Origin of the sequence: Duganella flavida, assembly GCF_009857445.1 — a bacterium.
Taxonomy (GTDB): Bacteria; Pseudomonadota; Gammaproteobacteria; order Burkholderiales; family Burkholderiaceae_D; genus Rugamonas; species Rugamonas flavida.
In genome coordinates this window covers 226959-246929 of the sequence record NZ_WWCN01000009.1, presented here as the reverse complement: position 1 = coordinate 246929, position 19971 = coordinate 226959, and the positions used below count along the sequence as shown (strand labels likewise).

The following is a 19971-nucleotide window of genomic DNA, read 5'->3' as shown; positions in this document are numbered from 1 at the left end:
GTTGGCTCAGATGTTTAGTTTGCGGCGAGGGCGGCACGCTGCGGCGTGGCCGGCGACGATGGCGTGGGCTGCGCGTCGGCGGTTGCTGCGGCGGGATTCCATCCGCCGCCGGCGGCGCGGTAGAGGGCTACCCAGGCGGCGCTGCGTTCGCGTTGCAGGTTGATGACGGTTTGTTCGGCGGCGAGGCGCGTGCGGCGTGCGTCTTCCAGTTCGAACAGGCTGGCCATGCCGTTCTTGTAGCGGTCTTCGACGGCGGCGTAGTTGGCGCGGTAGCCTTCCAGTGCGGTTTGTGCGTCGCCAGTGCGGGCAGCGGTGGCGTCGAGGTTGACCAGTGCCTGTTCTACTTCGCTGACGGCGTTGCGCACGGTGGCGCGGTAGCTGATCACGGCGGCGTCGTAGCGAGTGCCGGCGGCGGCGACGTTGGCGCTGCGGCGGCCAGCGTCGAATACCGGCACGGAGAGTGAGAGCGGGCCGATGGTCCAGGTGTCGGTCTTGGTGTTCTCGCCGCCGCTGCGGAAGTTGGCGACGCCGACGGAGCCCGACAGCGACAGGCGTGGATAGCGCTGCGCCTGCGCGTTGCCGACATCCGCGCTGGCCGCCGCCACTTCGCGTTCAGCCGTGAACACGTCCGGCCGCTGGCTCAAAGTCTGCGCCGGCAGCTCCGCAATCGCAATCGCCGGCGCAGCGTAACCCGTGCTCACGGCGGCCGACGACGCGCTCGGGGCGGCTGGCGCGCCGGCGCTTGCGGCGAGTTTTTGGCGCAGTTGCTGCTCGCTGATCGCGGTCAGCGCGGCGAGGACTTTCACGTCGACGTCGCAGGCGGCGCGTTGGGCGATGTAGCGGCTGTTGCCGTCGGCGGCGCTGGCGCGGGCCAGCGACAGGCTGGCTGGCGACTGGAAGCCTGCTTTGGCACTCAACTCCGTCAGCTTGGCGGTGTCGGCGCGCGACAAGGCGTCCTGCTGTGCGACCGTCAGCAGTTGCTGACATGCGCGCAAGCCGTAGTACTGGTTCGCCACTTCGGCCGCAACGGACACGCGCGCGTCATGCCATCCTGCATGCGCACTTTCCAAACGCGCCTGTGCCGCATCACGCGCTGCGCGGTTCGCGCCGAACAAATCGATCTCCCACGAGGCATTCAGGGCCACCTGCGAGGTTGTCCCCATCGGCAGCGCCGATTGCTGGTTCGAGCGGCTCACGCCACCGGCAGCATCTACATTCGGCGCCAAGGCAGCACCAGCCGCCACGCGCTCGGAACGCGACTGCGCAATCCGTGACGCTGCCGACGCCACAGTCGGACTAACCGCCTGCGCCGACTCGATCAACTCCACCAGCAAGCCATCGGCCTGCCCACGCCACCACGTGGCGAGATCGGCCCGGCTGCCGTTGTGCGGCAACGGCGCTTGCCACTGCTGGGGCGCCGCTGCATCGACCTGCTTCGCCGGACCCTGCACGGCACAGCCGCCCAGCGCCACCGCGACGGCCAATCCCGTCGCGCGTAAAAAGATACTCATGCTTTCCCTTGTTGAAGTTTGTTTTTTTCGGCCTGCACCAGCGCCTCGGCAAACACCGTCAGGTGCTGCGCCCACTCCGCCACCGCTTGCGGCGACGCCAGCATGTGCGGCGTAATCACCGCCACGATGTCGCGCCCGATCAGCATCTGCACGCACATCGAGGCGATCGCATAGGCCAGGCGATGCACGCTGTCGTTGGGCTTCTTCACGCCCAGGTGGCGGCACAGCACAGCCACCAGCGCCATGTGCTCCGGCTTGATGTTGTTCTCGATCTCGCGCTGCCAGATGCCGGTTGGCTCCAGCATTTCGCGATAGAACAGGCGCAGGATCACTTCCGCATCCTCGCCCGCCATCAGCGGCGCAATCATCTGGCGGTAGTAGCCGTCCAGCGCTTCGCGCAGCGTGAAATGCGGCTGGTCGAACATGGCGATATTGCTTTCGGCCGGCGTGCAGATGGCGTCAAAACAGGCTTTATACAAACCGGCCTTGTCGCCGAAGTAGTAGCTGATCGCCGCGACATTGGCGTTGGCTGCCTGCGCAATTTCGCGCGTCGAGGTTTTAGAAAAGCCCTGTTCGCCGAACAGGCGCATGGCCGCTTGCAGCAATCGCTCGCGCGACTGCTCACCGTCCGAGCGTGGCTTGCGGGCGTCGTCGGCTGGCTGGCTGGAATCGTGTTGGAGTGGTTTAGCGTTCATGGCCGGCATTACATCACATAATTTAAACAATTGATATAACTAAATCGATCGTTTAATTTACTGTTGAAAGATCCTGCCTGAGGGTAGACGATGGCCTGCCGCAAATATTGCAGCATTTGAAAAATTTTTAACCGGGGAGGGCGTTACGCGAGGCGGGCGGTGGCGGCGGGCAGCAAATCTTCACCCCACACGCTGAGGCGATTGCGGCCGTGGCGTTTGGCGTGGTACAGCGCCTGGTCGGCGCGGCGCAGGGCGTCGTCCCATTGCAGGTCGTCGGGCTGGCAGCCGGCCACACCGAGGCTGACGGTCAGCGTCAGGCGCTGGCCGTCCACCAGCAGCGGACTATTTTCGATCAGGGTGCGCAGGCGTTCGCCAATCTGGCGCGCCTGGTAGTTGCCTTCGCCGGTGACCAGCACTGCAAATTCTTCGCCGCCGATGCGGAAGCGCGCATCGTAGCCGCGCAGCGCCTGCGCCGACACGGTGGTCACGTGGCGGATGGCGGCGTCGCCCACGGCGTGGCCGTACTGGTCGTTGATGCCTTTGAAGTGATCGATGTCGAAGGTGAGGAAGTTCAGCGCCTCACCGCTGCGGCGATGCCGCTGGAATTCGCGTTCCGCCATATCCAGCAAGGCGCGCCGGTTCAGCCATCCGGTCAGGCTGTCGGTCAGCGAGGCGCTGCGCAGCGCCAGTTCCTGGTGGCGGATGACGATCAGCGCGCAGCACATGGTGGCCAGCGACAGGAACGCCAGTACCATCAGCGAGCCGGCGGTTTGCAGGATCTGGTTGCCGAGGAAGGTCAGTTGCATCGGCTGGCCCAGCGCGAGGAACAGGCCGCGTACCGCCATCTGTCCCATAAAGGCTGCTTCCACCATCATCAGCGGAAAATACGAGCCGCGCGCCGGGCTGTCGGGTTGGCGCGCCAGCAGCCACACCACGCTGGCGTTGATACCGACCACGAACGGTGACAGCAGCATCAGTCGGCGGCTGACGGCGCCATCGGCCACGCCGCTGGCGTGCAGCAGCACGATGAGGATGGCCAGCGCGGCCAGCCAGTCGTAGCGCGGACGGCGGCCAAGGTGGCGGCGCACGCCAGCTAGTATCAAATAGTGGCCGCTGATGTAAAACGCATTGGCGATACCTGGCGCCACCACGAACGGCAGCGGGTGGTGCATGGCCAGCAGGGCGAGGGCATTGGAGGCAAGGAAACACAGGCCGGCGGCCGACCAGTCGAGCAGGCAGGGCGTGCGGCGGCTGGCACGGTGCAGCAGGTACATCGTCGCCGCCATGATGGTGCTTGCCAGGGCGGAGACAATGACCAGTGTGTAGGAATCCATGCCGGGCAGTATAAATGTTTGCGTGATGGAAAGGCTCACCAATTCTCACGCATGGCTGCGGGCAAAAAAAAACCCGCACACGGTGCGGGTTGAATTCCAATGTTCAGCGAACGGTTGGAGGAGACAGTTCCAACTATACCCCTCTTTATGTTGCGGCGCAATACCGTAAAACTACGTTGATGATCTCTCTATAGTAGTAGAAGATCAAACAAGTTATGTTGCGTTGCACATGCTTTCAATTAACGAGGCAGGGCCAGCGTAAAGATGCTGCCCTGGCCGAAGTCGCTCTTGAAGAATAGTGCACCGCCAATCAGGTTGGCCAGGTTCTGGCACAGGTACAGGCCCAGGCCGGCGCCTTCGGCGTGGCGGGTCGAGGTCGAATCGAGCTGCGAGAAGGCCTGGAACAGCTTGGCTTGGTCTTCCTCGCGGATGCCGGCGCCGCTGTCGGCCACCGAGAATTCGATCAGGCTCTTGCTGGCGTCGCCCACGCGTTCGGCCAGCGTAATGCGCACGGTGCCGGTTTCTGTGAACTTGATGGCGTTGTTGCCGAGGTTGAGCAGGATCTGCGTCAGGGCGCGGCGGTCGGTTTCCAGCACGATGGCGGGATCGGCCAGTTCCATTTCCAGCGCCAGGTTTTTCTGCAGCGCCAGCGGGCGCAGCGTGTCCACCACATCCTTGACCACGTCCTGGCACAGCACGGTTTCCAGTTCCAGCGTGACTTTGCCCGCTTCGATCTTGGCAACGTCAAGGATGTCGTTGATCAGCGAGAGCAGGTGGCGCGCGCTGGTGCGGATGGTGTTGAGTTGCTTGTCCTGCTCGGACGTCAGCGGGCCGGGCAGCTTCATCAGCAGCGCGCCGGTGAAGCCGATGATGGCGTTCAGCGGCGTGCGCAGTTCGTGCGACATATTGGCGATGAAGGCCGACTTCATGCGGCTCGCTTCGGCCAGTTCCAGGTTCTTCAGCGCGATTTCGCGATTGATGGTTTCCAGTTCGCCGGCGTGGTGGGCCAGACGCATATTCAGTTCGATCACTTGCCGCTCGCGCGCCTGCAGCTCGCTGTTGACCTGCACCGCCTGCTCGTAGGTGGAGATCAGGAGGTCGAGGATTTGCTGGCGGTCGGCGTTGATGAAGTGTTTTTGCTCGCCCAGATAAAGAGCGATGCCGATCTCCATGTTCTGGTTCTTGCGCAGCTTCTGGTTCATCAGCATGTGGCCGATGCGGTTCAGCAGATAGTCTTCCGCGTACGGCTTGCGGATAAAGTTATCGGCGCCGCATTCGATGCCGCGGATGATGTCCTTCGGATCCATCAGCGAGGTCACCAGGATGACCGGAATGTCGCGCAGTTCTTCGTCGGCCTTGATGGCGCGGCACAGCGTGTAGCCGTCCATCTCTGGCATCACAATGTCGGACAGCACCAGGTGCGGCTTGCGCTCGCGGATCGCCTCCAGCGCCAGCCGGCCGTTAGGCGCCACGCGCGCACCATAGCGCATGGACTGTATCAAACGGCGTAGTCGTTCAGCCTGGGTGGGGCTGTCTTCGACGATCAGTATTTCAATTTCATCGGGCTGTATTTCGTAGCTGGTGTCCACAGACCACCCTCCTGGTGCATAGTTAGCTGTACAGACTATATCGGATTAGCTCTTCACTGGGAAGTTCCGTCGCCTTGGAAAGCACCGGCGCGCCAGGTCAGCACCAGCGTGTCGCGATGGCCGTGCGCGCCGAGCGGCTGGATCGGCGTGGATTCATGGATGACAGTCGCATCGTCCAGCAGCAGCAGGGTCCACGGCGCAGTCATGGTGAAGCGCTTGCCGTTGGGACCATCGGCTTCGAACACGCGGGTTTCGCCGCCCTTGATGCCGTCGCGCGCCACCAGCAGCACCGCCACGAAGTCAACGCCGTCGCGGTGCGCGCCTTCCGGCGTCGGCCGGCCGATGCCGTCGGTGGTGTCGATGCGGAACTGGTGTGCTTCAACATACCACGGTTCGGCGTTGCCACGCGCCGTGCTGCAGACCTGGCCGATGGAGGTAATCAGCGCCGTCCATGCGGCTTGCGTCACGGTAGCCGGCAGCACCGGCTCGAACAGGCGGTTCATGCCCCCGTGCAGGGCGTTGTACTCCAGCGGCTGCCAGTGAGCGCGGTGTGCGGTCTGAGTCAGGTGTGCTCCCTCCTGAACAAAACAGGAGTGGCGGCGGCGGCGGTAGCGGCCGCCGTCTTTCAGGTAGTTGTCCAGTGCCAGCGTGTCCCAGCTCGGGACCAGAGCATTGAGGGCGGCCAGCGGCACGCGGGCCAGCGTGGCCACGTCCTCGGCTTGCAGCAGGGCGTAGCCGTCGTTGCGCAGCGCGGCGGCCGCATCGGCCAGCGGCGTGTAAAGAGGTGTCGTCATCGTCGTTTCAGGCGGAAGCGTTCATCAGGCTGGAACGCAGTTCATCGAGTTGCTGTTTCATGCCCACTACCTGGTCCAGCGTGCATTGCGTGGCTTGCAGGATGGAGGGCGGCAGCTTGGCTGCTTCGTGGCGCAGCGCGTCGCCGTGCTCGGTCAGCTTGATGATGACCTGGCGTTCGTCGTTGGCGGCACGGGTGCGGGTCAGCAGTTCGGCTGCTTCCATGCGCTTGAGCAGCGGGGTCAGTGTGGCCGAATCGAGGAACAGGCGCTCGCCCACCTCTGACACGGTCAGTTCGTTTTTTTCCCACAGCACCATCATCACCAGGTACTGCGAATAAGTGAGGCCGAGGCCGCGCAACAGTTTGCGGTAGAGCTTGCTCATGGCAAGCGAGGTCGAATACAGGGCGAAGCAGAGCTGTGCGTCCAGCTGTGGGACGCCCGAGGTGGGTTGAGTGTGCGTTTCCATGCTTGCAGTATAGGTAGTGCGCTATATAATTGCAAGCTAGAGCCGAGAAAATAGTTTTGGCGAGCACACCGCTCGGTTATGATGATGGTGAGAATACACGGGGAGTGGCGGCAGATGAATGTCAAAAAGGCCATCGTACTGATCGTCGATGAAGCTACGGACCAGCTGATCCTGATGAACGGCATGCTGGAGGATCAGTACGAAGTCCGGCTGGCCAACAGCGGCCGCGCGGCGCTGGACATCATGCAGCACGTGCCGCGCCCGCACTTAGTGGTGGCTGACGCCCACCTGCCGCAGATCGACGGCTACAGCCTGTGCCAGCAGCTCAAATCCAGTCCCGACACGGCCGGCATCCCGGTCATCATCCTGCAACGCGAGGCCGACGAGCAGCGCGCCTTCGACGCTTGCGCCGCCGATACGGTAGCCAAGCCGGTAATCGCCGACGTGCTGCGCGCGCGCGTCGACACCCATCTGCAGCTGCGCCATTCGCGCGAACTGCTCAAGCAGCAGCGCAATCTGCTGGAAGACGTGGTGGAAGAGGTCACGCTGGAATTGAGCCAGATGCTGGATGCGATGATCTGGGCGCTGGCTTCGCTGGCCGAAACGCGCGAGTATGAAACCGCCAATCACCTGCGCCGCGTGCAGCACTACATGGTGGCGCTGGCGCGCCAGCTACAATCGCACAAGCGCTTCGAGGAAGAGCTGAGCGACGCTAATATCAAGGCGCTGTTCAAGGCCGCGCCGCTGCACGACATCGGCAAGGTGTCGATCCCGGACGCCATCCTGCTCAAGCCGGAGCGCCTGACCGACGACGAATTCGAGATCATGAAGAAGCACACGGTGTATGGCCGCGACGCCATCGTCAACGTCGAGAGTGCGCTGGGCTACACCAACACCTTCCTGCGCTACGCGCGCGAGATCGCCTACTCGCACCAGGAAAAATTCGACGGCTCCGGCTACCCGCAAGGCCTGGCTGGCGACACCATCCCGATGTCGGCGCGGCTGATGGCGGTGGCCGACGTCTACGATGCGCTGATTTCCAAGCGCGTCTACAAACCGGCCTTTACCCACGAAACCGCAATGGAGATGATACGGCAGGGAAGCGGCGAGCATTTCGACCCCGATGTGGTCGACGCCATGCTGACGGTGGAGGAAGAGTTCATGTCCATCGCCGAACGTTACAGCGATCCGGCCCACTGATATGCGCGGGCGCGGCTACCTGGCTTTCTGTGTCGGGATCTGCCTGACTGCCTGGACCTGCTACTTTGTGATGGAAGAGCAGCAGAAGCTGCAAGTGCAAGCCGGCTTCCAGCGCGACGCCGAGAAGGTGGCGCGCGATACGCAGAACCGCATGCAAATCTATTTCGATACGCTGCACGGCATGCGTGGCGTGTACGCGGTCAACGACCGCATCGACCGCCTGCATTTCCACCGCTTTGTCACCGAGTTGAAAATCGATCGCCGCTATCCCGGTTTCCAGGCGCTGCAATTTGTGCGGCTGGTGCCGGATGCGGAGCTGCCGGCGTTTGTGGCACGGGTCAAGCGCGACACCAGCGTCGATCCCGCCGGCTATCCGAACTTCCACGTGCACCCGGCCAGCGTGCGTCCGACGCACTACATCATTGAATACACCGAGCCGCTCAAGGGTAACGAGAACGCTTTCGGGCTTGATCTCGGTGCGCTGCTGCCGCACCAGAAGGCGTTGGATATGGGGCGCGACAGCGGCGAAATCGTCGCCACCGAGCGCATTACGCTGGTGCAGGACGTGACCGGAGAGCCGGGCTTTGTGGCGCGCGCGCCGGTGTACCGCAACGACCTGCCGCTGGATACCACGGCGCAGCGGCGCGAGGCGCTGGTGGGCTTTGTCGCCATCGTGTTCCGCATGAATACCTTGATGCGCGAGATCATCGATCCCGCGCTGCTGGAGCACCTGCACGTGCGCATCGAGGATGCCGGCTTCCAGACCGGCCAGCCGCCTGCACCCGGCGTCGACACGCTGCTGTATGACAGCGACGGGCAGGTGGAGTCGCACCAGGAGCGGGCCGACCCGGTGCCGGGACTGGGTACCAGCACCGTGCTGCCGATTGGGCAGCGCAACTGGGTCATCAAATTTGAAGGGCGTTCCGGCTCGCGTTATGGCCGTTCGCAGCTGCCGGTGGTGTTGATCGGTATCGCCGGCGTCATCATCTCCGCGCTGATCGCGGCGCTGCTGGTGACCAACCGGCGCGAATCGGATGCGCGGCATGGACTGGAATTCAGTCTGAAAGAACTGGAACTCCAGAAGAGCAATGTGGAACAAGCGCGCAATCATTTATCGCGGGTGGTGGCGACGCTGAAGCAGGCGCAGACCAACTTGCAAACCTCGGAGAAAATGGCGTCGCTGGGCGCGTTGGTGGCGGGCGTGGCGCACGAGTTGAATACGCCGATCGGCAACAGCCTGCTGACCGCCAGCGCATTGGGCGACATGGTGCGTGATTTCGAACGTCGCCTGAAAGCGGACGGCGGCCTGAAACGCTCGGCGCTGGAAGCGCACATGAGCGATGCGCGCAAGGCCTGCGACATCATGAGCAGTTCCCTGACGCGGGCGGCGGACTTGATCACCTCCTTCAAGCAAGTGGCGGTGGACCAGGCCAGCGGCCACCGGCGCCGCTTCCGGCTGGACGAAGTGCTGCACGATACGCTGGCCACCTACGCGGCGCAGTTGCGGCGCGCCGGCTGCGTGGTGACGGTGGATGTGCCGGCCGACCTGGTATTCGATTCTTATCCCGGCAGCTTGAGCCAGGTGCTGAGCAATTTGATCGGCAACGCGCTGCTGCACGGTTTCGATGGACGCGAAAGCGGTACGCTGTTGATTAGTGCGCGCCGCGAAGGACCCGACCTGGTGCTGCTGCAATTGAAGGACAACGGCGTCGGCATGACCGACTTGGTGCTGCATAAAATCTTCGATCCCTTCTTCACCACCAAGATGGGGCAGGGCGGTTCAGGACTGGGGATGAATATTGTTTATAACATTGTCACCGGCGTCTTGAAGGGTACCATTCGCGTGGAGTCGGTGCCGGCGGAAGGCACCAGCGTGACGCTGGTGCTGCCGCTTTGGCTGGAGGAAGACAAGCTTCAGGCGTAGCGCTGGCGCAGCAGTGCCAGCATGGCGACGTTCAGTTCCCACGCGTTCGATACTTCCTTCTGCGTGTAAGGAAGCGTTTGCGTGTATGGCACCGGGCCAAATTCTGGCGTCAGCGTCATGCGCTCGGCACCGGCTTCGCGGCGCAGGCGTATCACTTCATCCCACCACGACAAATGCGCTTCCAGCGCGGCCTGCGATTCCGGCGCGCGGAAGTCGGCCACTTGCGGACCTTGTGCATGACCGACGCGGGCGTGGATGTGACGCACATGCGGCAGCGTTTTGGCCAGCGTTTCCGGCTGGTCTTCCAGCAGCGTCTCGCACACGCAGCACCAGTGGGACAGGTCGGCAGTCAGGTGCAGGTTGGGCATCTGCTGCAGGTAAGGCAGCAACAGCATCGGATGGCCGCTGAAACGGCTGCGGTGGATCTCGTGATAAATCGGCACGTCGTGCTGGCGCGAGATGTCGTCGGCGAGGTCAAGCAGTTCGCGGTTTTGCTGCGGGGTGAAGAAGTCCTTGCCGGTCTGCGAATTGATGTGCAGCGGCTTGGCGGCGCAGGCGTTGTGCAGCAGTTCGGCCAGCGCGGCCTTGTGCGGTGCGAAATCCTTGTGGAAGACAGTCTCCCATTGGCCGACGATCAGCGCCAAACCTGCGTCGGCGATACGGCTGGTCCAGTCGTCGCGTGCGGCGGCGTCCAGCGGCAGCGACATTTCGATACCGTCAAAGCCGGCGGCCTTGGCGCGGTCGATGAAGACTTGCGGTGCCAGTTCGTGGTGGCCCCAGTGGGCGGCGAAGATTTGAATCTGCATTACAGGAAGCCTCGCGCCGGCAGCTTGTCGTCGCGCTGGATCCAGTTTTGCGGCGAGTACTTCGTCGCGCCGTCGGTCACGTGCAGCGTGTAGGCGTGGCGCGATACCGGCGAGCGGTTCGGCGCGCTGTAGTGCGGCAGCAGGCCGTGGAAGCATACCAGGCTACCGGCCTTGCATTCGAGCGGCACGGCGGTGCTGTTGTCGGGCCATGGCATGTCGCTGAGTTTTTCCATGCGCACGTCGTCGCCGTTGCGCAGGAAGCGTTCGCGCATCGGGCCGCGATGGCCGCCCGGTTCGGCCCACATGCAGCCGTTGTCCAGCGTGGCGTCTTCCAGCGCGAACCAGAAGGTGGTGACGCTGACTGGATCGGTGTCGAAGTAGGTGGCGTCCTGGTGCCAGCGCACTTCGCCGCCGATGCCGGGCTGCTTGAAGATGTACATCGATTGCCAGACCTTGGGATCGGACAGGCCGATTTCGCGCGCCAGTTCTTCAAGGCGGGCGTCTTGCGTGAAGGCGCGGAAGGCTGGATCGAGATCGTGCATGGCGTGGCCGATTTTGTTGATCGACAGTTCCTTGGCCTGTTTCAGCTGGCCGTCCGGGCCGAAGGCTTCTTCCTCGAAGAAGCAGCGGATGGTGTTGTCGGAGCCGAGGAAATAGTCGTCGGTGGTCTTTTCCTGCTCGATGGTGCTGAAGATGCCGGATTGGGTGGCAGGATCGAAATCGTTGACAATCTGCGCAGCGCGGGCGCGCAGGGCGGCGATTTCTTCAGGGCTCTTGAAGCCGGGGATAACGATGAAACCATCGCGTTGATATTGTTGTTTTTGTGCTTCTGTCAGCATTTCCGGCTCCATCATGGGATATTCGATGCGTGCCATTTTACAGCGACTGACATCGGAAAAAGGTTGACACATTGTCGCTGAAATGAAGACAATCGGATCATGGATCAGTTACGGGCAATGGAGATTTTTGTCGAGGTGGCACGGCAGCGCAGTTTTAGCGAGGCCGGACGACGCCTTGGACTAACGCGGGCGATGGTCAGCAAACATATCCTGCAACTGGAAGAGAAACTGCAAGCGCGCCTGCTGCATCGCTCCACGCGCGAGGTGAGTTTGACCGACGTTGGGCAAGCGTATCTGGCGCCGTGCATGGCGACCGTGGCGCAAGCGCAGGAAGCGGCGCGGGTGGTGGCGCAAACCGGCGATGATCTGGCCGGGCCGTTGCGGATACAGGCGCCGTCGAGTTTCGGCAGCGAGTGGCTGGCCGATGCCGTGGCGCGCTTCGCGCTGCTGCATCCGAAGCTGGAGCCGATGCTGTACGTAGACGATGCGCTGCTCGATCCGATTGAGCATGGTTTTGATTTGACGATACGGGTGGGCGGGATACCGGACGTGCATGCGCTGGCGATGCGGCCATTGGCGCCGTGCCGCGGCGTGCTGTGTGCATCGCCAGCTTATCTGGCACGGTACGGCGTACCGCAAACGCCGCAGGATTTGCAGCAGCACCGCTGCCTGCACTTCAGCCACCTGACCGACGGCACCCAATGGCACTTCACGCGCGGCGAAGAGCAGCAAACCGTGCGCGTCCCCGTTGCCTTCACCGCCAACAATGGACTAGTGCTACACCAAGCCGCTCAGCGCGGACTGGGCATCGTCTACAACACCACGTTCTTAGCGTGGCGCAGCTTGAAAGAGGGCACGCTGGTGCCAGTTCTGAGCGATTGGGAGCTGCCACTGAACCATCTGAGCGCCTTATACCCTGCCAGCCGCAAAACGTCGCCGAAAGTGCGTGCCCTGATCGACTTCCTGATCGCCGAATACCACCCGGTCCCGCCGTGGGACCGAGAACTTGGGGCGGCTAAAGTTTAGATCTGCCAGGCGCCGTTCTGGTAGACGCGCTGGTCGTCGAGGTAGACGCCTTCGGTGACGGCGAAGACGTCGATGTGGAAGCGGGCGTCTTTGCGTTTGAGCTGGGGCTTGGTGTAGACGCCATGCTTGGCGCCCAGCGACAGGTGGATGCCGCACATGCGTTCATAGGTCCCAATGTCGTCCACCATGCGTTCGCGTGAGAACGCGCGGTTCATGCCGAAGCCCAGTTCACGCAGCCATACTTCACCTTCATGCTCGCGGATGATGGATAGCATATTCTCAAACTCCGGCGTGCTGTTTTCCGTCCCCACCACACGGCCTTTTTCGACGATGATGGTGATCGGCGTTTCAGGACGATTGACCATGAATTTGGTATCGCCAAACACGAAGATGCGCGCGCGTCCACTCACCGCTTCCAGATCCTGCGCCTCGGTGAACACTTCACCCAGCGGGAACTGGCCGCCGACATTGGTCATGCCGCTGTAATCGCCGATATTCAGCTTGGCCGATTCGAACGGCGAGGCAAATACCAGCCGCTCGCCATTGCCGCTATCGACCACGCCCTGCTGCGCGTTGTCGATGCGCGCCTTCAATGCATGGCCCACGCCACGGTAGTAGGACGGGTCATAAGCCAGCGAATCGATGTAATGCAGTCCCTGCTCGCCGGGCATGCGCGATAAGTGCACATGCTCGATTACCTTCAGCCCGCGCTTGAACAATTCAATGCGAATGCGGTAGGCGTCCATGCGGAAGCTGCTCGACTGTACCAGCACCACCAGATCACCAGCCTGCATGCGCTCGAAAATAGCCAGGATCGCAGCCGGTTCCACGCTGTCGAAATCGATGAACTGTGCATCCGGCACCACGCGGCGATAGGCCTCGGTCAGCACGCGATTCAGCTCGGTGCGGGTGTCATAGACGATCAGCGCGGCATGCGGCGCCCGGTGCTCGATGGCGTGGTTCAGGGTGTCGCGCAGGTTGCGTTCGGCGCTATCGACTGTGGATGGGGGCAGGGTGGACGTCATAATGCGTGGCTCAGATGGATCAGCCTGCATTATAAGGGGTGGCCTGCCTGCGCTTTCTCCTTGTAATGCCCTGAACAGCGATATAGAATTAAAAAATAGCCTACCAGCAACTTCATGGCAATAACAACAGGAAGCAAGATGACCGTATTAATGGGACAGGATTTGCCGCTGGAGCGACCGGATATCACCGGGCGCGCAGCGTTGTTTGTGCCGACCGCGGCGATCAAGGGTGATGTGCTGGATGCCGTGCGCATGGGCGCGGCTATCGTCGGCTATGGCAACCATGACAGAACCTTAACCATCTACTACGAAAGCAACCGTTTCAACGAGTCCAACCTCGTCAAATGGGAGCAAAAAGCGCGCAAGGCGTTTGAACGGCTGGCGGAAAACCTGCCGACCGTGTCCAAGATGGTCAGCAAGCCGGAGAATTTCGAGCAAGTAGGCTACATCAGCAACAAAGGCATCCTGATTCGCCGCATGGAAAAGCTGATGACCTGGCTGGAAAAATCCGACGCCCTCGACAGCGCGCCCCAATCCGAAACCATCGACTTCGCGCCGCCAGCACCGCCAAAGAAAATCGTCGCCGAATAACGTGCGCTGCCGGTGGCCGGGACGTTGTATGCTCGTGGAAAGAACTCATTCTTTCAGGAGATTTTATGCGTTATCTGGTGATGATGTTGGCCGCGCTGGCGCTGCTGGGCGGTTGTCAGAAGAAAGATCCGAGCGAAGCCGGTCCGGCGGAACGCGCGGGTCGCAAACTGGATCAAGCCACTGAGCAGGCTGGCCAGAAGCTGGATAACTCGGTCCAGCGCGCCAGCGATAAACTCAACGAAGCCAGCAAGGAAGCCGGTCGCAAGCTGGAGGAGGCGGGCCAGAAGATCGAGGCCGCTGCCGACGAGCGCGATTCGAAAAAAGACGAGAAAAAATAATCAGTGCTTCTGCGTGGCCTGCTTGATGGAGACCACGTTGGTGTGCTCGGTCGGCGTGGTCGGGTGTGTGCCCGGATCGCCGCCCAGCACCACGCTTAAATCCACAAAGCCGCCGCGCCACGCGCGTTCCAGGTCCTGCTCAATCACTTCCATTGAAGTCAGGTGGAAGTTTGAGAAACCGCGTACACCGTAAGCGCGATTGCGGCCATGCGCTTTGGCCAGATACAGCGCCATGTCGACCAGATTCACCGCGCGCTCCCAAGGCAGCGGCTCGCCGCCCGGCACCAGCGGGAACGGCGAGAAGCCCACCGACACATTCACCGAAATCTGGTGCTCCTGGTATTTCAACGACTGTGACGAGATGCCCGTCAAAATCCGGCGCGCTACTTCATCCACGCCATGGCGCGGTATGGCCGGCAGAAAGGCGAGGAATTCTTCGCCGCCCCAGCGCACGATCATGTCGGTCTCGCGTAGCGCGATGCGGAGGTTCTCGGCGATCATCTTCAGTACCGCATCGCCGGCCGCGTGGCCGTAGTTGTCGTTGATATGCTTGAAGTGGTCGACGTCCAGCAGGAACAGCGCACCGACGATATCGTCGGAACGCTTTTCCTGCATATTCAAGCCGCGCATGAATTCCTGGAAGTGGCGGCGGTTGTACAGCGAGGTCAATGGATCGAGCGTGGACTGTGCTTTCAGTTCCAGGTTCTTCACCTCCAGCTGCGCGTTGGTGTGCCGCACCTTGCGGTACAACAGCCCGACCACCGCAGCGGCTAGCGCAAACACCAACGCCAGCAGCCACCACACGCGCTGCTGCAAACGGCGGTTGTCGATTTCCGTACCTTTGACCTGGTTCTCGCGGCTTAGCAGTTCGATCTGGCGCTGCTTCTTCTCGGTCTCGTATTTTTCCTGCAGTTCCAGCATGGCTTGCTGGCGGCGCTTTTCAAACAGCTCATTGGAGATCGCGCGCTCGCGGTGATAAGCCGATACTGCACCGGCCAGGTCACCGGCGCGTTCCAGCGCTTCGCCATATTCGCGCAGGGCCGCTTGTAAATCGGGCCGGTTGTTTTCCTGCTCGTAGCGCGTCATGCCGGCTTCGTAATGCTTCTTGCCTTCGGCCAGCCGGCCCATGCCGAGGTAAGCCTGCCCGAGGTTGATGCGCGCTGTCGCCTCGGCGGATTTATCCTTGGTCTGCTCGGTGGAGCGCAGCGCATCCTGCGCGTACTGCGCAGCGCGTGCGTAGTCGTGCTCTTTCAGGTAGCTGTCGGCCAGGTTGACCAGCGTGATGCCGACCATGCGTTCGGCGCCCATCTTGCGTTCAAGGTCCAGGCTTTGCAGCAGCGCGCGCAAGGCGCGCTTCGGCTGCCCCGAATCGATCGACAGCGCGTACTCGGTATTCTTCGCCATTGACATGCGGCCGGGCGATTTGAGTTTTTCCGTTTCTGCCAGCAGCTCGTCCAGTGTTTCGGAAGCGCTCTCGTACTCCTTCATCTGCACGTGCAGTGTGGCCAGCGCATTCAGCGCCGCCACCAGGCTGATGGCGTCACCCGTCGGCGGACGCGCCATGTCGACCGCGTGCTGCAGCTTGACCAGCGCTGCAGGGAAGTTGCCTTGCTCCGCGTAGCTTTGCCCGGCAGTGATGGTGGCCTGCACCTTGAGCGCAGTGTCGGTGGTGGCGAGCGCCAGCTTCTCGGCGTCGAAGGCGATGCGGTGCGCTGTTTCGACATCGGCCTGCGCCGACAGCACATAGGCCTTGGCCAGCATGCCCTTGGCGACGATGGCGTTATCGTGCAGCGATTTGCCGAAGGAGATGACCTGTTCGGCCGTCTCCATGGCGATGTCGTTCTGGCCGAGGCGCATGCGCGCGGCGCTCATCTGGCTGAGGAATTCGGCGCGGGTGTTGGACGGTGCGGCAGCCAGTTCCGGCTGCAGTTTGAGCAGCTGCGCCAGCGCCTTGTCTGGCACGAAGCGGCTTTGCTCGCGGATGTCGAGGATGCGGTCGTCGAGCGTGGCCTGGGCCAGCGCCAGAGCAGGGGCCAGCGTCAACGCGACGGCGACAACCAAGGCCCGCCGTTTCGTTTGCCACCATCCGCCATTTCTAGAACCTGCCAACTTGACGCCCCCGGAGTGCCTTGCAATGTCTAGACAATTATATGCCTGTTGCAGACGAGAAAGCCTCAAGCTAGCTTAATTTTTGCGCAAAATGCACAGATTTACTGGCCTCCAGCGGCCTTTTACCAGCCCTCAGGCTGCCAATTGTTGCAAAAGATATAGACGTTGATACAAGCCGCCGTCGATCTGCATCAGCTGCTCGTGCGGCCCGGTTTCGGCGATGCGGCCATGATTCAGAACGATGATGCGATTGGCGTCGCGGATGGTCGACAGGCGGTGCGCAATCGCGATCACCGTCACCTTGCCGCGCAGTTCATCCAGCGCCTGCTGCACGATTTGCTCGGTTTGCGAATCGATGTGCGAGGTGGCTTCGTCCAGCAGCAGGATGCGCGGCGTGCCGGCCAGCGCGCGGGCGATGGCGATCAGCTGCTTCTGGCCGACCGACAGGCGCGAACCGCCTTCGCCCAGCGGCGTGTCGTAGCCTTGGTCCAGCGCGGCGATGAAGTCGTGCGCGTGGGCGGCGCGGGCGGCGGTTTCGATTTGTGCTTGCGTCAGGCCGCGGCCCATGTCGATGTTCTCGCGCGCGGAGGCGGCCAGCAGGAACGGGTCCTGCGGCACCAGCCCCAACTCGGCGCGGAAGCGTTCGTTGTCGATCGCATCGAGCGGCATACCGTGCACCATGATGCTGCCGTGCTTCGCTGGATAAAAGCGTAGCAGCAGCGACAGCAAAGTCGATTTGCCGCTGCCGGTGTGGCCGACGATGCCGACGAAATCGCCCTGCGGAATATCGAGCGACAAATCATGCAGCACCGGCTGGCCTTCGTTGTAGGCGAAGTTGAGATGGCGGATGGCGACGGCGGGAGCGTTGCTGTCGTTGGCCGCTTCGGCGTGCACCGCATGGTCCGTGTGTTCCTGCGCCGCGCCTTCATCCAGCAGCGTCGCCACGCGCGCGGTGGCCACTACTGATTGCTGCAATTGGCTGAACTGCATGGTGATCTGGATCAGCGGCTCAATCACGCGCGCGAGATAGCTGATGAAGGCATACAAGATGCCGACTTCGGTGGCCGTCATCTCGCGGTGGCCGAACATGAAAATCACGGCGCCCAGCAGGATGATGTTGAACAGGTCCAGCGCTGGGCGCAGCAGCCACGCATTGGCGCGCAGCTCGGACAGGCGCGCGGTGTAGTGGTCCTGGTTGGTGCTGGCAAAGCGCTGGCCGAAACGCTGCTCGGCATTATTGGCTTGCAGGACGCTCATGCCGCCGATGGATTCCGCCATCTGGCCATTGATCTCGCTGCGGAGTGCGCGGGCGCGGGTGACGGCCGGCGCACTCCAGCGCTGGTACAGCCAGACGATCAGCAGCACCGCCGGCAGCAGGGCCAGTACGATCAGCATCAGGCGCCAGTCCAGCCACGCCATCGCGCACATGGTGCCGATTAAAACGATGGTTGAATCGAGCATCACGAACAGCACCTGGATGTACAGGCTCTTTACCGCTTCGGTGTCGTTGGTGACGCGCGACACCAGCTGGCCGGTGATGGCGCGGTCGAAGAAGGCCATCGGCAGCAGCAGCACGTGGGTGTAGACCATCTCGCGCAAGCGCATCACCGAACGCATGGCGAGGCCAGACAAGCGTACCAGCTGCAGGTAGCGCAAGCCGCTGGCGATCCAGCCGGTCAGCACCACGCCGGCCAGCAGGCCGGCCATGCGCGGCCAGTCGAGATGGTGCGGCAGCAGGTGCTCGTCGATCAGCGCCTTGCCCATGATGGGCCCCATCACTTCCAGCAGCGCGGCGAGGGCCAGCCATAGGATGGCCCAGCCGAGATGGTGCTGGTCGGGGCGGGCGGCGCGGTGCAGCAGGTCGATGGCCTGCCGCATCTGGCCGGATGTGGATTGATATTCAGGCTTCATCGAGACTGGCTTCCAATTGTTGATAGCGCCACTGGCTGGCGTACCAGCCGTCCAGTGCGAGCAGTTGTTCGTGATTGCCGGTTTCGGTGATGCGGCCGTCGCGCAGCACGATGATTACATCGGCGCTGACCACGGAGCTGAGGCGATGGCTGGCGATGACTGCGCTGCGGCCTTTGCGTTTTTCGCGCAGCTCTTCGAGATGCTGGAGAATGCGCGTTTCGGTGCCGGTATCGACGGCGGAGAGGGCGTCATCGAGCAGCAGCAAATCGTTATCGGCCAACAGCGCGCGGGCGATGGCGACGCGCTGGCGCTGGCCGCCGGACAGCGTGATGCCTTTCTCGCCGACCTGGGTGTCGTACCCTTGCGGGAACAGCCGGATATCGTCGTGGATGGCGGCGAGATTGGCCGCGTGTTCCACTTGCGCGCGCGTGGCGTCCGGGCAGGCGAGGGCGATATTGTCCGCAATCGACGCCGAGAACAGGAAGGACTCCTGCGGCACCCAGCTGATGGCTGCGCGCAGCGCGTGCAGCGTGTACTGGTCGAGCGCATGGCCGCTCCATTGCAGCTCGCCGTGTTGCGGCGTCAGTTGGCGCAGCAGCACGCGCAGCAGCGTTGACTTGCCGCTGCCGGTGGGACCGACCAGGCCGAGGGTCTGGCCGGGCTGCAGCGTCAAGGTGATATCGCTGATGGCTGGCGTGCTTTGTTCGGCGTAGGCGTAGCTGATGCCACGCAGCGTGAGCGGGCCGGCGGGCACGGAGGTGAGCGTACCGTGATCGTCGATGGCGAGCGGCGCGTCCAACATTGGTTGGAGGCGCTGCCACGCGGCGCGTCCGCGCTCGATTAGTGACAGCACCCAGCCGGCGGCGAACATTGGCCAGATCAACTGACCGAGATACATGGTGAACGCGGTCAGTGCGCCGATGGTCAGTTGGTTATTCCAGACCAGATAGCCGCCGAGGCCCAGCGTCAAACCGCTGGCGGCGGTCAGCGTCAGGCCGACGGCTGGCTCGTAGGCGGCTTCCCACACTTGCGCGCGCAGGCTGGCGTCGGAAGCTTTACCGGCCAGCTCGGAAAATTGTTTGGCGCTGCGCTGTTCAAGACCCAGTGCGCGCAAAGTGCGGACGCCGGATAAGGTCTCCTGCACATGATCATTGAGCGCGCTAAAGCGCTTGAGTGAATCGGTGGACGCGGTGTGGATATGTCCCGAGATATACCAGAACGCCCACGCCATCAGCGGGAACGGCAGCAGCGCGATGCAAGCCAAACGCCAGTCGACGCCGAGCAGCATCACACCCAGCACCATCACCAGCGTGAGGGCGCCATCAAAGCCGGCCAGCATGGCTTCGCCGGCGGCCATCTCGATGGCGTCGATATCGTTGGTGGCGAGCGCCATCAAATCACCGGTACGCTGGCGCTGGTAGAAAGCGGGACCTTGCAGCGTCATGCGAGTGTAGAGGCGGGTGCGCAGCGAGACGCCGAGTTTATAGGCAGCACCGTACAAAATCTGCCGCCAGGCAACCCGCAGGAAATAGATGCCGATACCGATCAGCAGCAGCGAGCCGATTTCCATCAGCAGCGCGTTGCCGGACAGCGTGTGATTGGCCAAACCGTCGATCATGGCGCCGACCTTGCGCGGCACCCAGATGGTGAGGACGGCCACGCCGGTCAGCATGGCGCCGGAAAGAAGATAGGCGCGGCTGTGCTGGCGGACAAAGCCGCCGATCAGCCGAGAGAGATTAGACATGTTGCCTCGGGAATGCGTGTAGCCCGCTAGGATACACAAAATTCGGGGTCAGCTCTGTCAAACGGACAT

17 protein-coding genes are annotated in these 19971 nt (G+C 62.5%); 5 read left to right on the top strand and 12 right to left on the bottom strand.

All coding sequences use genetic code 11. The features are described from left to right. Positions 1–14: 14 nt before the first annotated feature. The 6 genes from GTP46_RS16140 to GTP46_RS16115 all read right to left on the bottom strand — a co-directional run bounded on the left by GTP46_RS16140 (position 15) and on the right by GTP46_RS16115 (position 6389). The gene (locus GTP46_RS16140) at positions 15–1511 is read right to left on the bottom strand and encodes an efflux transporter outer membrane subunit (protein ID WP_161007654.1); all 1497 of its coding nucleotides are present in this window, start codon (positions 1509–1511) and stop codon (positions 15–17) included. After that, entirely contained in the window at positions 1508–2206 is a 699-nt protein-coding gene (locus GTP46_RS16135) for a CerR family C-terminal domain-containing protein (protein ID WP_161007653.1), read from the bottom strand. Before GTP46_RS16135 ends, GTP46_RS16140 begins: the two co-directional genes overlap by 4 nt. Positions 2207–2349: 143 nt before the next feature. Further along, positions 2350–3579, bottom strand: coding sequence for a GGDEF domain-containing protein (locus tag GTP46_RS30365; RefSeq protein ID WP_161007652.1), 1230 nt, complete (start codon positions 3577–3579; stop codon positions 2350–2352). 200 nt (positions 3580–3779) lie between these two features. After that, positions 3780–5129, bottom strand: a complete 1350-nt coding sequence (locus GTP46_RS16125; protein ID WP_161007651.1) for a hybrid sensor histidine kinase/response regulator — start codon at positions 5127–5129, stop codon at positions 3780–3782. A 53-nt stretch (positions 5130–5182) separates the two neighbouring features. Further along, positions 5183–5923 (bottom strand): 2OG-Fe dioxygenase family protein, encoded by a 741-nt coding sequence (locus GTP46_RS16120; RefSeq protein WP_161007650.1) that lies wholly within the window; start codon positions 5921–5923, stop codon positions 5183–5185. Between the two features lie 7 nt (positions 5924–5930). Continuing rightward, positions 5931–6389, bottom strand: coding sequence for a MarR family winged helix-turn-helix transcriptional regulator (locus GTP46_RS16115; RefSeq protein WP_161007649.1), 459 nt, complete (start codon positions 6387–6389; stop codon positions 5931–5933). A 114-nt stretch (positions 6390–6503) separates the two neighbouring features. Here GTP46_RS16115 and GTP46_RS16110 point away from each other — a divergent pair, with 114 nt between their 5' ends. Then, a complete protein-coding gene (locus GTP46_RS16110) occupies positions 6504–7589 on the top strand; it encodes an HD-GYP domain-containing protein (protein WP_161007648.1) in 1086 nt (361 codons plus the stop codon). Position 7590: 1 nt separating this feature from the next. After that, positions 7591–9513 carry a CHASE domain-containing protein gene (locus GTP46_RS16105; protein ID WP_161007647.1) on the top strand — a complete coding sequence of 641 codons (1923 nt, stop codon included), beginning with the start codon at positions 7591–7593 and terminating at the stop codon, positions 9511–9513. On the opposite strand, the gene GTP46_RS16100 is transcribed toward GTP46_RS16105, so the two are convergent. Together GTP46_RS16100 and GTP46_RS16095 are read right to left on the bottom strand one after the other, a co-directional pair. Continuing rightward, complete coding sequence (locus tag GTP46_RS16100; RefSeq protein ID WP_161007646.1) at positions 9504–10319, bottom strand: sugar phosphate isomerase/epimerase family protein; 816 nt, start codon at positions 10317–10319, stop codon at positions 9504–9506. The genes GTP46_RS16105 and GTP46_RS16100 overlap by 10 nt on opposite strands. Further along, on the bottom strand, positions 10319–11158 hold the full coding sequence (locus tag GTP46_RS16095) for a phytanoyl-CoA dioxygenase family protein (RefSeq protein WP_161007645.1): 840 nt from the start codon (positions 11156–11158) through the stop codon (positions 10319–10321). Before GTP46_RS16095 ends, GTP46_RS16100 begins: the two co-directional genes overlap by 1 nt. Before the next feature lie 99 nt (positions 11159–11257). Between GTP46_RS16095 and GTP46_RS16090 the strand changes: the two genes are divergently transcribed. After that, positions 11258–12184 carry a LysR family transcriptional regulator gene (locus tag GTP46_RS16090; RefSeq protein ID WP_229258971.1) on the top strand — a complete coding sequence of 309 codons (927 nt, stop codon included), beginning with the start codon at positions 11258–11260 and terminating at the stop codon, positions 12182–12184. On the opposite strand, the gene GTP46_RS16085 is transcribed toward GTP46_RS16090, so the two are convergent. Further along, a complete protein-coding gene (locus tag GTP46_RS16085; protein WP_161007644.1) occupies positions 12181–13209 on the bottom strand; it encodes a M29 family metallopeptidase in 1029 nt (342 codons plus the stop codon). The two genes, GTP46_RS16090 and GTP46_RS16085, sit on opposite strands and share 4 nt — an antisense overlap. Positions 13210–13347: 138 nt before the next feature. On the opposite strand from GTP46_RS16085, the gene GTP46_RS16080 reads away from it, so the two are divergent. Together GTP46_RS16080 and GTP46_RS16075 are read left to right on the top strand one after the other, a co-directional pair. Next, positions 13348–13800, top strand: coding sequence for a hypothetical protein (locus tag GTP46_RS16080; RefSeq protein ID WP_161007643.1), 453 nt, complete (start codon positions 13348–13350; stop codon positions 13798–13800). A gap of 65 nt (positions 13801–13865) precedes the next feature. Then, positions 13866–14138 carry an apolipophorin gene (locus tag GTP46_RS16075; protein WP_161007642.1) on the top strand — a complete coding sequence of 91 codons (273 nt, stop codon included), beginning with the start codon at positions 13866–13868 and terminating at the stop codon, positions 14136–14138. Here GTP46_RS16075 and GTP46_RS16070 read toward each other — a convergent pair whose 3' ends face one another. The 3 genes from GTP46_RS16070 to GTP46_RS16060 all read right to left on the bottom strand — a co-directional run bounded on the left by GTP46_RS16070 (position 14139) and on the right by GTP46_RS16060 (position 19902). Continuing rightward, a complete protein-coding gene (locus GTP46_RS16070) occupies positions 14139–16199 on the bottom strand; it encodes a tetratricopeptide repeat-containing diguanylate cyclase (protein WP_371869676.1) in 2061 nt (686 codons plus the stop codon). Positions 16200–16379: 180 nt separating this feature from the next. Then, positions 16380–18158 carry an ABC transporter ATP-binding protein gene (locus tag GTP46_RS16065; RefSeq protein WP_161007640.1) on the bottom strand — a complete coding sequence of 593 codons (1779 nt, stop codon included), beginning with the start codon at positions 18156–18158 and terminating at the stop codon, positions 16380–16382. Further along, a complete protein-coding gene (locus GTP46_RS16060; RefSeq protein WP_161007639.1) occupies positions 18148–19902 on the bottom strand; it encodes an ABC transporter transmembrane domain-containing protein in 1755 nt (584 codons plus the stop codon). The genes GTP46_RS16065 and GTP46_RS16060 overlap by 11 nt, the downstream gene beginning before the upstream one ends. Positions 19903–19971 lie beyond the last annotated feature (69 nt).

Coding starts and splice junctions, on each gene's coding strand:
- GTP46_RS16140 (WP_161007654.1), bottom strand. CDS start 1,511: ATGAGTATCTTTTTACGCGCGACGGGATTGGCCGTCGCGGTGGCGCTG.
- GTP46_RS16135 (WP_161007653.1), bottom strand. CDS start 2,206: ATGAACGCTAAACCACTCCAACACGATTCCAGCCAGCCAGCCGACGAC.
- GTP46_RS16120 (WP_161007650.1), bottom strand. CDS start 5,923: ATGACGACACCTCTTTACACGCCGCTGGCCGATGCGGCCGCCGCGCTG.
- GTP46_RS16115 (WP_161007649.1), bottom strand. CDS start 6,389: ATGGAAACGCACACTCAACCCACCTCGGGCGTCCCACAGCTGGACGCA.
- GTP46_RS16110 (WP_161007648.1), top strand. CDS start 6,504: ATGAATGTCAAAAAGGCCATCGTACTGATCGTCGATGAAGCTACGGAC.
- GTP46_RS16105 (WP_161007647.1), top strand. CDS start 7,591: ATGCGCGGGCGCGGCTACCTGGCTTTCTGTGTCGGGATCTGCCTGACT.
- GTP46_RS16100 (WP_161007646.1), bottom strand. CDS start 10,319: ATGCAGATTCAAATCTTCGCCGCCCACTGGGGCCACCACGAACTGGCA.
- GTP46_RS16095 (WP_161007645.1), bottom strand. CDS start 11,158: ATGCTGACAGAAGCACAAAAACAACAATATCAACGCGATGGTTTCATC.
- GTP46_RS16090 (WP_229258971.1), top strand. CDS start 11,258: ATGGATCAGTTACGGGCAATGGAGATTTTTGTCGAGGTGGCACGGCAG.
- GTP46_RS16085 (WP_161007644.1), bottom strand. CDS start 13,209: ATGACGTCCACCCTGCCCCCATCCACAGTCGATAGCGCCGAACGCAAC.
- GTP46_RS16080 (WP_161007643.1), top strand. CDS start 13,348: ATGACCGTATTAATGGGACAGGATTTGCCGCTGGAGCGACCGGATATC.
- GTP46_RS16075 (WP_161007642.1), top strand. CDS start 13,866: ATGCGTTATCTGGTGATGATGTTGGCCGCGCTGGCGCTGCTGGGCGGT.
- GTP46_RS16065 (WP_161007640.1), bottom strand. CDS start 18,158: ATGAAGCCTGAATATCAATCCACATCCGGCCAGATGCGGCAGGCCATC.
- GTP46_RS16060 (WP_161007639.1), bottom strand. CDS start 19,902: ATGTCTAATCTCTCTCGGCTGATCGGCGGCTTTGTCCGCCAGCACAGC.